This is a genomic window from Pseudomonas sp. MUP55 (assembly GCF_034043515.1).
Taxonomy (GTDB): domain Bacteria; phylum Pseudomonadota; class Gammaproteobacteria; order Pseudomonadales; family Pseudomonadaceae; genus Aquipseudomonas.
Window position 1 is genome coordinate 2,983,122 of record NZ_CP138214.1, and the last position, 13,711, is coordinate 2,996,832.

Sequence of the window (13,711 nt, forward strand, 5' to 3'; positions counted from 1 at the left end):
CGGGCGTTTTTGAGGGCGGTTGCAGCTTACTGAGTAGGTGCGGATACCCGCCCTTGAGACTTCACAGACTTAGATCTTGCCGACCAGGTCCAGGGACGGAGCCAGAGTGGCCTCGCCTTCTTTCCACTTGGCTGGGCACACTTCGCCCGGGTGGGCAGCAACGTACTGGGCAGCCTTGATCTTGCGCAGCAGCTCGGAAGCGTCACGGCCAACACCGCCGTCGTTCAGTTCAACAATCTTGATCTGACCTTCCGGGTTGATCACGAACGTACCGCGGTCTGCCAGGCCAGCTTCTTCGATCAGCACGTCGAAGTTGCGGGAGATGGTCAGGGTTGGGTCGCCGATCATGGTGTACTGGATCTTGCCGATGGCTGGCGAAGTGTTGTGCCAGGCAGCGTGGGCAAAGTGGGTGTCGGTGGAAACGCTGTAGATCTCGACGCCCAGTTTCTGGAATTCGGCGTAGTTGTCAGCCAGGTCTTCCAGTTCGGTTGGGCAAACGAAGGTGAAGTCGGCTGGGTAGAAGAATACTACCGACCACTTGCCTTTCAGGTCAGCGTCAGTCACATCGACGAAGCTGCCGTTTTTGAAAGCGGTGGCTTTAAACGGTTTTACTTGGCTGTTGATGATAGGCATCGTTGACTCTCCGTCAGGGGTTAAGAAGTTGATGAGATGAATCCTACCCACTCTTCCCGGCGATGGCTCATTGGCAAACCTGATGCTGACGATTGGTTTTCCCTATCAAGTGACGTTATTAATAGAAGAAATCTCATAACAGCGGTTGGGTCGCCAGGGTCATGCCGAGAAAGGGCGTCGCTTCAACATAGCGCATGGCCGATTTCATGTCGCTCCAGCCGACGTAACTCATCAACGACTTCAAGTCCCACCCGCTGCGATGGGCCCAGGTGGCGAAGCCGCGACGCAGGGAATGGCTGGTGTACTGCTCGGCGGGGATGCCCGCGCGTTCAAGTGCCTGACGCAATAACGGAATCACACTGTTGGGGTGCAACCCCTCCTCCCCCAGATTGCCCCAGCGGTCGATCCCGCGAAACACCGGGCCGCGCACCAGTGCCGAGGCACTGAGCCATTCGCTGTAGGCCTGCACCGGGCACAGGCGCAGCAGCGCGGGAGTCTGGTAGGTCTTGCCGAGGTTGTCGCGGTCACTCTTGCTGCGCGGCAAGTACAGGCTGATGCCAGCACCCGGCACTGCCTGCACATGCTCGATGCTCAAGCGACACAGCTCATCGCTACGAAAGCCACGCCAGAACCCCAGCAGGATCAGCGCAGTGTCGCGCTTGGCGCGCAGCAACCCGGGCTGGTCCTGATTTTCGGCGGCAAGTCGTGCTTCGTTCTCAAGCGATGCAACCACCTGCTCCAGATGCTGGAGCTGCAGGGGTTCGGCCTGGCGCTCCCGTGCCGGGTGCACGGCGCGAATGCCCTTGAGCACCTTGCGTACCACCGGTGCCTTGGTCGGGTCGGCAAACCCCTGGCTGATGTGCCACTGTGCCAAGGCTGAGAGACGCAACTTCAAGGTGTTCACGGCCAGCACGCCCGCATGGGCGACCAGATAGCGCGCCACGCTATCGCTGGTGGCAGGCAGGAACCCGCCCCAACTGACCTCGAAATGTTCAATGGCCGCGCGGTAGCTGCGGCGCGTGTTATCGCGGGTAGCGGCGTCGAGGTAACGATCAAGATCACTCATGACAGGGCCTATTCGTACTGCGCACGCCTGTTTCGACGTAAAAAACGCTTATGACACGGGATAATACGCCAATATCCCATCTGTTAAATGATGAATTCAAACGAATTTATTCTTTTGATATAGTATGTATATACATATTACGTACCACAGTATTAAATCGACGGAGACCCCATGGCTCGCGGTGGCATAAACAAGGCAGTAGTTCAGACGGCACGCCTGGCGATCCTCGCCCGTGGCGAAAACCCCAGCATCGACGCCGTACGCATCGAGATGGGCAATACCGGCTCTAAAACCACTATTCATCGCTATCTGAAGGAGCTGGACGAAAGTGAAACCCGGCAAACCATCACTGAAGCGCCTATCGATGATGAGCTGGGAGAATTGGTGGCACGGCTTGCACAGCGCCTGAAAGAGAAAGCCCAAGAGCCCATTGACCTTGCCCTGGCGCAGTTCGAGCAGCAAAAAGGCGCCCTGCTCACTCAGCTTCAAGCGCTGCAGCAAGCCCATGACCTGTTGCAGCAGCAATTCGATATCCAGGCCAGCGCCCTCGCCGAAGAAAGCGCCGCCCTGCAAACCGCCAGCACCAGCCTGCAGACCGAACAAACGCGCAATGCCGGGCTAAGCCAGGCGTGCAGCGATTACGAACTGCGGATCAGCGACAAGGACGAGCAGATACGCTCCCTGGAAGACAAGCACCTGCACGCCCGCGATGCGCTCGAGCACTATCGCAACGCCGTCAAGGATCAGCGCGAGCAGGAACAGCGCCGCCATGAAGGCCAGCTGCAGCAGGTGCAGGCCGAATTGCGCCAGGCCCAGCAGAGCGCACTGGTTCGTCAGGATGAAATCACCCAGCTGCATCGAGACAACGAGCGCTTGTTGATTGAGCATCGGGTAACGGCGAAGGAGCTGAATGCGCTGCAGGAACAGGTGCGCAAAGACCAGGCCTTGCGCATCGAGTTGAATGAGAAGATCAGCCAGGTCGACAGCGAGCGCACGTTGCTGCAGGAGCGCTTGCGGGTGGCGCTGCTCGATAGCCAGTCACGTCAGGCGGCGCTGGCTGAACATCAACAGGCCAACAAGGCGCTGGAGCTGGACCTGATCAAGGCCCAGGCCCAGGTTGAAGCGCTGCGCCTGGCCGCCGTCGTTGCAACGGCGCCAGAGGCAACGGCCGACACCTGATCAGCTCGACACAGGCGTGCGCATGGTGACGAACTCTTCAGCCGCCGTTGGATGCACGCCGATGGTCTCGTCGAAATGCTGCTTGGTCGCGCCAGCCTTGAGCGCGATCGCCAGGCCCTGCACGATTTCACCGGCGTCGGGCCCGACCATGTGGCAGCCCAGCACTTTGTCGGTGTCGGCATCGACCACCAGCTTCATCAGGGTCTTTTCCTGGCAGTCCGTCAGGGTCAGCTTCATGGGCCGGAAACGGCTTTCGAAGATCTGCACCTTGTGGCCATTCTTCTTCGCCTCTTCTTCCGTGAGGCCGACCGTGCCGATATTGGGCAGGCTGAACACTGCAGTGGGGATCATCGCGTAATCCACGGGTCGGTAGTGCTCGGGCTTGAACAGACGACGCGCCACCGCCATGCCTTCAGCCAGGGCTACGGGAGTGAGTTGCACGCGGCCGATCACATCACCGATGGCCAGGATCGACGGCTCGGCGGTCTGGTACAGATCGTCCACGCTGACAAAACCACGCTCATCCAGGGTGACGCCGGTATTTTCCAGCCCAAGGTTGTCCAGCATCGGACGACGGCCAGTGGCGTAGAACACGCAGTCGGTTTCCAGCACGCGACCATCCTTCAAGGTGGCTTTGAGGCTGCCGTCGGCCTGCTTGTCGATGCGCTCGATATCGGCGTTGAATTGCAGGTCCAGGCCACGCTTGGTCAGCTCTTCCTGCAAATGCTTGCGCACCGCGCCATCGAAACCGCGCAGGAACAGGTCACCGCGATACAGCAAGGAAGTCTGCGCGCCCAAGCCATGGAAAATACCCGCGAACTCAACGGCAATGTAACCACCGCCCACCACCAGCACGCGCTTGGGCAGTTCTTTGAGAAAGAACGCCTCGTTTGAGCCGATGGCGTGCTCACGCCCTGGAATCTCAGGGATCTGCGGCCAGCCGCCCGTGGCGATCAGGATATGTTTGGCGGTAAAGCGCTCGCCGTTGATTTCTACCTGATGAGGATCCACCAGACGCGCATGCCCTTCGTGCAGGGTTACGCCGCTGCTGACCAGCAGGTTGCGGTAGATGCCATTGAGGCGGTTGATCTCACGGTCTTTGTTGGCGATCAGGGTCGCCCAGTCAAAGTTCGCCTCGCCCAACGACCAGCCAAAGCCGCTGGCCTGCTCGAAGTCTTCGGCAAAATGCGCGCCGTACACCAGCAACTTCTTCGGCACACAGCCGACATTCACGCAGGTGCCGCCCAGGTAGCGGCTTTCCGCCACGGCCACCTTGGCGCCAAAGCCCGCGGCAAAGCGCGCCGCGCGAACACCGCCAGAACCGGCGCCAATTACATACAGGTCAAAATCGTAGGCCATTTCACTCTCCTCGGCAGGACACCAGCATACCGACTTACATGGGGCTGAAAAACGAAAAAGCCACCCGAAGGTGGCTTTCGCTTGAAACAGATGGGCAAGAATGAATCAGTAAGCCTTGCCGGTCTTGTAGAAGTGCTCGTAGCAGAAGTTGGTCGCTTCGATATAGCCTTCAGCGCCACCGCAGTCAAAACGTTGGCCTTTGAACTTGTAGGCAATCACGCAACCGTCTTTGGCTTGCTTGAGCAGGGCGTCGGTGATCTGGATCTCGCCGCCTTTGCCTGGCTCGGTTTCTTCGATCAGCTTGAAGATGTCCGGGGTCAGGATGTAACGACCGATGATCGCCAGGTTCGACGGTGCATCTTCCGGTGCAGGTTTCTCAACCATGTCACGAACGCGGATGAGGCCATCACCAATATCGTCGCCGGCGATCACGCCGTACTTGTTGGTTTCTGCCGGGTTGACTTCCATCACCGCGACGATGGTGCAGCGGTATTTCTGGTAGAGCTTGACCATCTGGGTCAGCACACCGTCGCCTTCCAGGTTCACGCACAGGTCATCGGCCAGTACCACGGCGAACGGTTCGTCACCGATCAGCGGGCGACCGGTCAGGATGGCGTGGCCGAGGCCTTTCATCTGGGTCTGACGGGTGTAGGAGAACGAGCATTCGTCCAGCAGCTTGCGAATGCCGACCAGGTATTTTTCCTTGTCGGTGCCCTTGATCTGGTTTTCCAGCTCGTAGCTGATGTCGAAGTGGTCTTCCAGCGCGCGCTTGCCACGGCCGGTCACGATGGAGATTTCATTCAGACCGGCATCCAGTGCCTCTTCGACGCCGTACTGAATCAGTGGCTTGTTCACCACCGGCAGCATCTCTTTGGGCATGGCTTTGGTCGCTGGCAGGAAGCGAGTGCCGTAACCGGCTGCTGGGAACAAGCATTTCTTGATCATATGAGTCCTTACAAAGGGCTGTGCGTACGGAATTCGGCGCAGTCTAATCAGGCCGCAGTCACCTTACAATGGGTCCTGCTGGCGCCGCGATGTCATCATAGAGAAAAAATGTCGGCGTAAGTTCCGCTCATCTTTCAAGCAGTAGACTGACCGGCACTGGAGTCTTGATGTTTCATAGAGCTTGATCCTTTGTAGCACGCTTTTCAAAGCCCGGCATCGGCCTTGAATTACTTGGGCAAACCCTGGGTATTTGGGGCTATCATTGCACCCTTGAATCAGCTTACGAGATTGCTAATTAGATGTCAGAACCAAAAGGCGTAAACGGCTACCTGATCACCAAACGTGCGGACGGCTGGCACTTGATCAACTTCCATGGTGACAGCGTCGCGGGCGTTTTCGAGACCGAAAGCATGGCGATTGCGGTAGCCGAAGTGTTCGTGGATGAAGCAGGCCACGCCTCGAGCAAGCGGCCAAAGGGCAAGTAAGCCGCGCCGCCTTGTCTCAAAAAGCCCCGTCAAGCGGGGCTTTTTTGTGTTTGGCTGTACCTAGATGGCAGTTCGCTATAATCTTCCGCCAACGCCCCACGACAGTGTCAGCGCCCTCTCAACACCTTCGAAGACGACTCTATGAACAAGATCCTGGCACTCATTGCAGTTTTGGCGCTGGCCGGCTGCACCACCACATCGGACACCTACCTGAAAAATGGTGAACAAGGCTTGACCATCGACTGCTCGGGCGAGGCCAACTCCTGGGCCAGTTGCTACGAGAAAGCCGACGCCTCCTGTGCAGGTACGGGTTACCGTATCGTCGGCACCGACGGCACTCCGTCGCTCAAGGAAAGCGAGCAGACCCTGGGCAAGGACGTCGGCAATTTCAAAAGCCGCAGCGTCGTGGTGGTGTGCAAGTAGGCCGCAGCGCTACAGATGCACTTCGGCGAACTTGATCCCCAGGCCGCGCAGGGTTTCGATCAAGTCGTCCAGGCGCGGGAATGACTCGACCTCATCCTGATCGTCCACCAGGAAGTAACTGCGGCCACCACTCTTCTTGAAAAATACGATCCACTCGCCCAGATCAGCAGGGTTCTGGATGACATGGGTCGCCGTGATCTGACCTTCAGCATGGCGGGCTTTGACGTGTTCTCGCTTCATAGTGGCGCGTTCCAGGCAGGACAATGCCGCTCAGGCCCCAGGGTATGAGCGGCATTTTTTTTAGGCAAAGGCCGACAGTTTAACGGATGCCCTGACCGATCAACACGCCGTCTACCGTCTGACCATAGAGATTGACCCCATCATTGGCGTGAAACTTGATGCGCGTCTTCTCTACCGACCCCTCAACCAGCCGCGGATCCTGCGGGCGCTCATGACTGTTGATGTACGCCGCAACATCCCACGCCTGCTGATCGCTCAAACTGCCGATCTTGCCCAATGGCATGTTGTGCTTGATGAACGACGCTGCCGTGTTGATCCGGTGCATGCCGGCCCCCCAGTTGTAGGAATCTTTCCCCCACAAAGGCGGCATCACGTAGGCCTGGCCGACTTTCTGCCCTTGCCCTTGAGCGCCATGACACACCGCGCATTGCCCTGTGTACACCTGCGCGCCTTGGGCCAGGTCGTAGCCTTTGGCCGGCTGTGCCACCTCGGGATAGCCACGCCCCGGCAATTCAACACCCAACGGCGCCTTGCTGGAGAGCCAGTAGGCATACACCGACAGCGCCGTTATCTCGGGGCTGTCCGCCGCCGGAGGGGTACCGCCATTCATGCTGAACTGGAAACAGCCCTGCAAGCGCTCGGCAAAGGTATTGACCTTGTCGTTCTTCTTTCGATACGCCGGGTACATGGGGTATGCGCCCCACAATGGCGCCGAGTTGGCCATGCGCCCCTGATCCAGATGGCAGTTGCTGCAATTGAGGCCGTTGCCCACAAACTGCGGTACCAGGCGCTTGGTGTCCACGAACAACGCGTAACCCTGCCTCACCAGCTTGCCGTAGGCATTGTCCGGCAGTTCGCTTTCCAAAGGGGGCTTGAACGCAGAAGCATCGGGGTGCGCCGTGGGCTGCAATTGCGATTGGTCTTCCATGGCTATCGTCGCAGCATGGGCGGGGATCGCAGCCAGCATTGCCATCAACATGATCGCTTTCATGGCTTGGCCTGCGCGGGTAATGAGGCAAAGTAGTGGGCCACGCCCTGCACCTCATCCGGGGTCATGGATTTGGCGATGTGCCCCATCAGGTCATCAGGGTCATTGCGCCGTGTGCCGTTCTGCCAGGCGCTCAATTGCGCTGCCAGATAAGCTGCCGGCTGACTGGCCAAGGGTGGAAACGCATCCCCCACGCCAATGCCGCCGGGGCCGTGACAACTGACGCACGCGGGGATCTGCCGTTCCCATGCGCCCTGCAGCGCCAGCTTCTCGATGGGGTCGGCAGGCATCTGGCTGCGCGGTGGCATTGCCGTCTGTGGGGCAGGCATCGCGGCGACGGCGTTGCTGAGCGCTGCGATTTCCGCATCGGTGAGCGCCTTGGCCAGCGGCTGCATCACCGGATTACTTCGCGTTCCGCTGGCAAAGTCTGCCAATTGCTTGCGCACGTAAGGCGCTGGCAAACCCGCCAATCGGGGAAAGCCTGCTGCGGCAAGTCCCAAGCCATCTGCGCCATGACAGGCCACGCAGGACATCGCGCCGGGCTGCGAGCCGCCTTCGACAAAAATCTTGTTGCCGTCGAGCGCATAGGCGTTACCCAACAATAACCCTAATGCGCCTCCCACCAGTGCTCGTTCCAGAGACTTCATCACAGCTCCATCTTTATAGTTATAAGCTTAAGCAATAGGTCTATAACCATGCGGATGGTATGGGAATCAGCCATTTGCCACAACACCCGAAAAAAGCCGAAAAAAAGCCCCACCCTGCAGGAGCGAAAATGCTCGCTTCTGCGGGGTGGGGCTTTTATCGGGTTCAGTGCGCGGGCATAGGCCTTGGCTTAACCGGAAATGCAATCTTCCCCGGCTTTCTTCACATCGCCCGGACGAATCGGCACGTTGGACATGCTTTCATAAAGCTTGATGCTGCTGCCGCTGGAACGGTCTTCGATCTCGAAGATCGCTGACGGATCTGATGAGAACTTCTGCGGCACGATCACTTGAACACCGCTCTTGTGGGGTTCGATTTGTGGCGGACGACGTGTCGCCTCCAATTTGCGCACCACGCACGCCGCATATTCCTGCGGCTTTTTCCCGGAAATCACCACCAAAGTGGGTGGCGTCTGCTTGATATCTGCAACCGAAGCACACCCAGCGATCGCCAAGGCCAGCACCAACACACTCCACTTCATACTAAAACCTCCGATAAAGACCCTACGACAGCAGGCATGGGAAATTTCTCCCGACAACGTAGGATTTATCTCTGATTACTCGGTAAATAACTGTTTTAAATTGTCGAACTCATCGACGACGGCGCGATAATAAACGCGCTGGGGCTGATAAACTCCATCTTAATCTACGTATCGTTCTGATTTTTCAGAAAAAGCCCTTCTGGAGACACCCCATGAAATTCATCCATCAGCGTGAGCACCTTAACGAGGGAGACATTGTCGTCATCGAATGCTCGCAGACCTGCAACATCCGCCTGATGAGCGATGCGAATTTTCGCAGCTTCAAGAACGGCGGTCGTCATACCTACCACGGCGGCGCGTTCGACAAATTCCCGGCGAAAATCACCGCTCCCAGCACCGGTTTCTGGAACATCACCTTGGATGTGGTCACACGCCGCGCCATCAGTGTGACCCGCAAACCCGCGCTGTCCCACAAGATTCGCATCGTTCGTCGCACCAGCACCAAGCTGAGCTGACCCGCATACCCGCAAGGAAAAAATGCCGTGAACACCACAACCAAATACGTCATCAAGTACAAGCTCAACGGCGAACGTCGCTTCGAATTTGCCCAGTTGACCAGCAACAGCGTCGAGGAAGCCAAGCAGGCGCTGGCGAAAATTCACGATGCAAGCGACGAAATTACTGACATCAATGTGAGCAAGGCGCTGTAAGCCATGCCCGGCCCTACTGCCGATCTGTTCACCGATGACGCCCTGCAACAACCCGCAAGGCGCGAACAGATTGGCGAGCAGTCCTACGTTCTGAGGGGTTACGCCCTGCCCTGGATTGAGCGTTTACTGCCTGAGTTGCGGCGTGTCCTGGCCCAGTCGCCGTTTCGGCAGATGGTCACGCCTGGCGGCTTTACCATGTCGGCCGCGCTGAGCAGTTGCGGCAAACTGGGCTGGACCACCGACATCGCGGGCTATCGCTACAGCCCTTATGATCCGCGTAGCCTGCGACCCTGGCCACCCATGCCCGACGCATTGCGCGAGCTGGCCATATCGGCGGCAAGTGCTGCAGGTTTCAGCGATTTTTCACCGGATGCCTGCCTGATCAACCGCTATGTGCCCGCAGCGAAGATGTCTTTGCACCAGGACAAGAACGAGCGGTGCTATGACGCGCCCGTGGTGTCGATCTCCCTTGGCCTGCCGGCGGTTTTCCTGTTCGGCGGTCACCAGCGCAGTGACAAGACGCAAAGGATTTCCCTGTTCCACGGCGATGTGGTGGTCTGGGGCGGTGTGGATCGCCTGCGCTACCATGGGGTGATGCCCATTCAGGAAGGCGTGCACCCGATCATGGGGCCGCAACGAATCAACCTGACCTTTCGCACCGCGGGTTGATTTGACCGCAAGCTTCGGAGTGTTGGGCGTGCCTCGCAGGGTTAATCTGCCAACGACCGCTCAAGAGTACTGGCCATGAACACTCCACTCGATCCGCGCTGGGCCGCCATTGTCGCCAGGGATGCCAAGGCCGACGGACTGTTTGTCTACGGCGTGAAAACCACCGGTGTGTATTGCCGCCCCAGCAGCGCCTCACGCTTGCCGCGCCCGGAAAATATCGAATTCTTCGACACCCCGGCGCAAGCCGAGGCCGCGGGTTACCGCCCCAGCCGCCGTGTCGCCGGTGACCAGACCCAACTGGCCGCCCGTCATGGTCAGTTGATCGCCGACGCGTGTCGCCAGATAGAACAGGCCGAAACAGCCCCTGCCCTTGCCGCTCTCGCCCAAAAGGCCGGCTTGAGTTCGTTCCATTTTCACCGTGTGTTCAAAGCCGTCACCGGCCTCACGCCCAAGGGTTACGCCCGCGCCCTGCGCTCGCGCAAGGTCCGTGATGGCCTCAAGGGCGCGCAGTCGGTCACCGAGACGCTGTACGACGCCGGTTTCAATTCCAACAGCCGCTTTTATGAAGCGGCTGATCAATTGCTCGGCATGAAACCGCGCGATTACAAGGCCGGCGGCGCCAATAACCTGATTCGTTTTGCCGTGGGACAATGTTCGCTCGGGGCAATTGTGGTGGCGCAAAGTCAACGCGGCGTGTGCGCGATTTTACTGGGCGACGACCCGGACGCGCTGATGCGCGACCTGCAGGACCAATTCCCCCAAGCCGACCTGGTCGGCGCCGATCGCAACTTCGAACAACTGGTCGCCCACGTCGTGGGGTTTGTCGAAGCCCCTGCCCTGGGCCTGGAGCTGCCGCTGGATCTGCGCGGTACGGCCTTCCAGGAGCGGGTATGGCAAGCGCTGCGGGAAATTCCGGTGGGCAGCACCGCCAGCTACGCGCAGATTGCCCAGCGTATCGGTGCGCCGACCTCCTCTCGCGCTGTGGCACAGGCCTGCGGCGCCAATCGCCTGGCCGTGGCAATTCCCTGTCACCGCGTGGTGCGCAGCGACGGCGCGCTGTCCGGCTATCGCTGGGGCGTAGAGCGCAAGCGCAGGTTGCTGGAGCGCGAAACGCCGGGTTGAACCCGCTGCACAAAGCACTGCCCTCGTCCAGTGAATAAAACAGACTGGCCGGGCGTCCAGGGCCCTGCTAAAACAGCGAAAAGCCTTACTAAAGCTGGAGACGCATCCCATGAGCACTTGGCCAAACACGCGCATTCTCGACCTGCTGGGCATCGAGTTGCCCATCATCCAGGCGCCGATGGCGGGAGCGACCACCACGGCCATGGTGATAGCCGCCAACCAGGCTGGCGCGCTGGGCTCCATGCCTGCGGCGGCGCTGAGCATCGAGCAACTGCGCGAAGCGTTGACTGTCATTCGCCAAGCCAGCACCGGCCCGCTCAACGTCAACTTTTTCTGCCATCAGCCGCCTGAAGCCGATGAAGAGCGCGACCGGCGCTGGAAAACTCTGCTGGAACCCTACTACCGCGAACTGGGCGCCGATTTCGACGCGCCGACCCCGGTATCGAATCGCGCGCCCTTCAATGAGGCGGCGTGTGAAGTGGTTGAAACCTTGCGCCCTGAAGTGGTCAGTTTCCATTTTGGCTTGCCGGAACAATCCTTGCTGGACCGAGTAAAAGCCACCGGCGCCAAGGTGCTGTCCTCGGCCACGACGGTCGAGGAAGCGATCTGGCTTGAGGCCCACGGTTGTGACGCCGTGATTGCGATGGGCATTGAAGCCGGCGGGCACCGTGGCATGTTTCTCAGCGATGACCTCAACAGCCAGATCGGCCTGATGGCGCTGCTGCCGCAAGTTGTCGATGCCGTCAGCGTGCCGGTGATTGCGGCCGGCGGTATCGCAGATGCGCGCGGGATGGTCGCAGCGTTTGCCCTGGGCGCCTCGGCCGTGCAGATCGGTACGGCGTACCTATTTACGCCCGAAGCCAGCGTCAGCGCCTCCCATCACCAAGCGTTGCGACATGCCCAAGCCAGTGAAACCGCGCTCACCAACCTGTTCACCGGTCGTCCGGCGCGGGGCATTGTCAACCGCGTGATGCGCGAACTGGGCGCGATCAACCCCGCCGCGCCGGCCTTCCCCCGGGCCGGAGGTGCGCTGATTCCGCTCAGGGCCAAGGACGAAGCGGGCTTCAGCAACCTGTGGGCAGGCCAGGCCTTGCGTCTGGGCAGTGAACGTTCAACGTATGACCTGACCCGCCTGCTGGCTGAACAGACCTTGTTCAAAATGCGGTAGAGCCTGGGCGCCTGCGCAACGTGGCGCTGTACCGGCAGCAGGCAACCGCTATATATTCACCTACATAGCGGTGAAGCGCCGCCTATCTTCAAGGAGTTGCTACATGATGATCCGCGCCTCGCGCCTGGCCCCGCTGCTTGCTGCCTTTGCCCTGGGCCCGGTGCATGCCGACGAGGTGCAAGTGGCCGTCGCCGCCAACTTCACCGCGCCGATCCAGGCCATTGCCGCCGATTTCGAAAAAGACACCGGCCACAAGCTGATCGCAGCCTTCGGCGCCACGGGCCAGTTCTATACCCAGATCAAGAACGGTGCGCCGTTCGACGTGTTCCTCAGTGCCGACGACACCACCCCGCAAAAACTCGAGGCCGAAGGCGATACCGTGAAGGGTTCGCGCTTTACCTACGCAGTGGGCACCCTGGCCCTCTGGTCCGCGAAGGACGGCTACGTGGACGCCAACGGTGAAGTGCTCGAGCACAACGGGTTCAAACACTTGTCCATCGCCAACCCGAAAGCTGCGCCGTATGGCTTGGCCGCCACCCAGGTCCTGGCCATCAAAGGCTTGACCGACAAGGTCAAGAACAAGCTCGTCGAAGGCCAGAACATCACCCAGGCCTATCAATTTGTATCCACCGGCAACGCCGAGCTGGGCTTTGTGGCGTTGTCGCAGATCTATAAGGACGGCAAGCTTTCCAGCGGTTCGGCCTGGATCGTGCCGTCATCCTTGCACGATCCAATCAAACAGGACGCCGTGATACTCAACAAAGGCAAGGACAGCGCGGCCGCCAAGGCCCTGGTCGACTACCTCAAAGGGCCCAAGGCCGCTGCGGTGATCAAGTCCTACGGTTACGAGCTGTAAATGCCGCTGACGAGCGCCGATTTTTCCGCGATCTGGCTGACGGTGAAACTGGCATCACTGACCACGGTGATCCTGTTGCTGATCGGTACGCCGATCGCCCTGTGGCTGTCGCATACCCGTTCATGGTGGCGCGGGCCCATAGGCGCGATCGTCGCACTGCCACTGGTGTTGCCGCCGACGGTCATCGGTTTTTACCTGCTGTTGGCCATGGGCCCCCATGGCTACGTCGGCCAGTTCACCCAATGGCTGGGCCTGGGCACCCTGACCTTCAGCTTCGCCGGGCTGGTGATTGGCTCGGTGATCTACTCCATGCCCTTCGTCGTGCAGCCGTTGCAGAACGCATTTTCAGCAATCGGCACGCGCCCGCTGGAAGTGGCAGCGACTTTGCGCGCAGGTCCCCTGGACAGGTTTTTTACGGTAATCCTGCCGCTGGCACGCCCAGGTTTTATTACCGCCTCGATTCTGGGTTTTGCCCATACCGTCGGCGAGTTCGGCGTGGTGCTGATGATCGGCGGCAATATCCCGGACAAGACCCGCGTGGTGTCGGTGCAGATCTACGACCACGTCGAAGCCATGGAATACGCCCAGGCTCACTGGCTTGCCGGGGCAATGGTGGTGTTCGCGTTCCTCGTGTTGCTGGCGCTGTATTCCAGCCGTAAAACCAAGCCGGGCTGGAGCTGAT

At 59.6% G+C, this 13,711-nt stretch carries 18 protein-coding genes; 10 read left to right on the plus strand and 8 right to left on the minus strand.

Going from position 1 to position 13,711, the window contains the following annotated elements:
- Nucleotides 1–69: 69 nt before the first annotated feature.
- Nucleotides 70–633 carry an alkyl hydroperoxide reductase subunit C gene (ahpC, locus tag SC318_RS13315; protein ID WP_003191303.1) on the minus strand — a complete coding sequence of 188 codons (564 nt, stop codon included), beginning with the start codon at nt 631–633 and terminating at the stop codon, nt 70–72.
- A 133-nt stretch (nt 634–766) separates the two neighbouring features.
- A complete protein-coding gene (locus SC318_RS13320) occupies nt 767–1,699 on the minus strand; it encodes a site-specific integrase (RefSeq protein ID WP_320427141.1) in 933 nt (310 codons plus the stop codon).
- Nucleotides 1,700–1,870: 171 nt separating this feature from the next.
- Between SC318_RS13320 and SC318_RS13325 the strand changes: the two genes are divergently transcribed.
- On the plus strand, nt 1,871–2,878 hold the full coding sequence (locus SC318_RS13325) for a DNA-binding protein (RefSeq protein ID WP_320427142.1): 1,008 nt from the start codon (nt 1,871–1,873) through the stop codon (nt 2,876–2,878).
- Here the strand turns inward: SC318_RS13325 and gorA are convergent, their stop codons facing one another.
- Both gorA and galU read right to left on the minus strand, forming a co-directional pair.
- On the minus strand, nt 2,879–4,237 hold the full coding sequence (gorA, locus tag SC318_RS13330; protein ID WP_320427143.1) for a glutathione-disulfide reductase: 1,359 nt from the start codon (nt 4,235–4,237) through the stop codon (nt 2,879–2,881). It lies immediately after the preceding gene.
- A gap of 105 nt (nt 4,238–4,342) precedes the next feature.
- On the minus strand, nt 4,343–5,182 hold the full coding sequence (gene galU, locus SC318_RS13335; RefSeq protein ID WP_003230743.1) for a UTP--glucose-1-phosphate uridylyltransferase GalU: 840 nt from the start codon (nt 5,180–5,182) through the stop codon (nt 4,343–4,345).
- 299 nt (nt 5,183–5,481) lie between these two features.
- Here galU and SC318_RS13340 point away from each other — a divergent pair, with 299 nt between their 5' ends.
- Both SC318_RS13340 and SC318_RS13345 read left to right on the plus strand, forming a co-directional pair.
- Nucleotides 5,482–5,667: a hypothetical protein gene (locus tag SC318_RS13340; protein WP_017528082.1), complete on the plus strand. Its 186-nt coding sequence runs from the start codon at nt 5,482–5,484 to the stop codon at nt 5,665–5,667.
- 141 nt (nt 5,668–5,808) lie between these two features.
- A complete protein-coding gene (locus SC318_RS13345; RefSeq protein WP_320427144.1) occupies nt 5,809–6,090 on the plus strand; it encodes a hypothetical protein in 282 nt (93 codons plus the stop codon).
- 9 nt (nt 6,091–6,099) lie between these two features.
- Here SC318_RS13345 and SC318_RS13350 read toward each other — a convergent pair whose 3' ends face one another.
- From SC318_RS13350 to SC318_RS13365, 4 genes are all read right to left on the minus strand, one after another.
- Nucleotides 6,100–6,330, minus strand: a complete 231-nt coding sequence (locus tag SC318_RS13350) for a hypothetical protein (protein ID WP_065929978.1) — start codon at nt 6,328–6,330, stop codon at nt 6,100–6,102.
- Between the two features lie 79 nt (nt 6,331–6,409).
- Nucleotides 6,410–7,321: a c-type cytochrome gene (locus tag SC318_RS13355; RefSeq protein WP_320427145.1), complete on the minus strand. Its 912-nt coding sequence runs from the start codon at nt 7,319–7,321 to the stop codon at nt 6,410–6,412.
- On the minus strand, nt 7,318–7,965 hold the full coding sequence (locus SC318_RS13360) for a c-type cytochrome (RefSeq protein WP_320427146.1): 648 nt from the start codon (nt 7,963–7,965) through the stop codon (nt 7,318–7,320). Before SC318_RS13360 ends, SC318_RS13355 begins: the two co-directional genes overlap by 4 nt.
- Nucleotides 7,966–8,153: 188 nt before the next feature.
- Nucleotides 8,154–8,504: a hypothetical protein gene (locus SC318_RS13365; RefSeq protein ID WP_320427147.1), complete on the minus strand. Its 351-nt coding sequence runs from the start codon at nt 8,502–8,504 to the stop codon at nt 8,154–8,156.
- Nucleotides 8,505–8,716: 212 nt separating this feature from the next.
- On the opposite strand from SC318_RS13365, the gene SC318_RS13370 reads away from it, so the two are divergent.
- From SC318_RS13370 to modB, 7 genes are all read left to right on the plus strand, one after another.
- The gene (locus tag SC318_RS13370) at nt 8,717–9,019 is read left to right on the plus strand and encodes a DUF1883 domain-containing protein (protein WP_003173824.1); all 303 of its coding nucleotides are present in this window, start codon (nt 8,717–8,719) and stop codon (nt 9,017–9,019) included.
- 27 nt (nt 9,020–9,046) lie between these two features.
- Nucleotides 9,047–9,214, plus strand: a complete 168-nt coding sequence (locus SC318_RS13375) for a hypothetical protein (protein ID WP_320427148.1) — start codon at nt 9,047–9,049, stop codon at nt 9,212–9,214.
- A 3-nt stretch (nt 9,215–9,217) separates the two neighbouring features.
- Nucleotides 9,218–9,883, plus strand: coding sequence for a DNA oxidative demethylase AlkB (gene alkB / locus SC318_RS13380; RefSeq protein WP_320427149.1), 666 nt, complete (start codon nt 9,218–9,220; stop codon nt 9,881–9,883).
- A gap of 75 nt (nt 9,884–9,958) precedes the next feature.
- Nucleotides 9,959–11,005, plus strand: coding sequence for a bifunctional DNA-binding transcriptional regulator/O6-methylguanine-DNA methyltransferase Ada (gene ada / locus SC318_RS13385; RefSeq protein WP_320427150.1), 1,047 nt, complete (start codon nt 9,959–9,961; stop codon nt 11,003–11,005).
- A 109-nt stretch (nt 11,006–11,114) separates the two neighbouring features.
- Entirely contained in the window at nt 11,115–12,173 is a 1,059-nt protein-coding gene (locus SC318_RS13390) for an NAD(P)H-dependent flavin oxidoreductase (RefSeq protein WP_320427151.1), read from the plus strand.
- Between the two features lie 103 nt (nt 12,174–12,276).
- A complete protein-coding gene (gene modA, locus SC318_RS13395) occupies nt 12,277–13,029 on the plus strand; it encodes a molybdate ABC transporter substrate-binding protein (RefSeq protein ID WP_413817560.1) in 753 nt (250 codons plus the stop codon).
- A complete protein-coding gene (gene modB / locus SC318_RS13400) occupies nt 13,030–13,710 on the plus strand; it encodes a molybdate ABC transporter permease subunit (protein ID WP_320427152.1) in 681 nt (226 codons plus the stop codon).
- Nucleotide 13,711 lies beyond the last annotated feature (1 nt).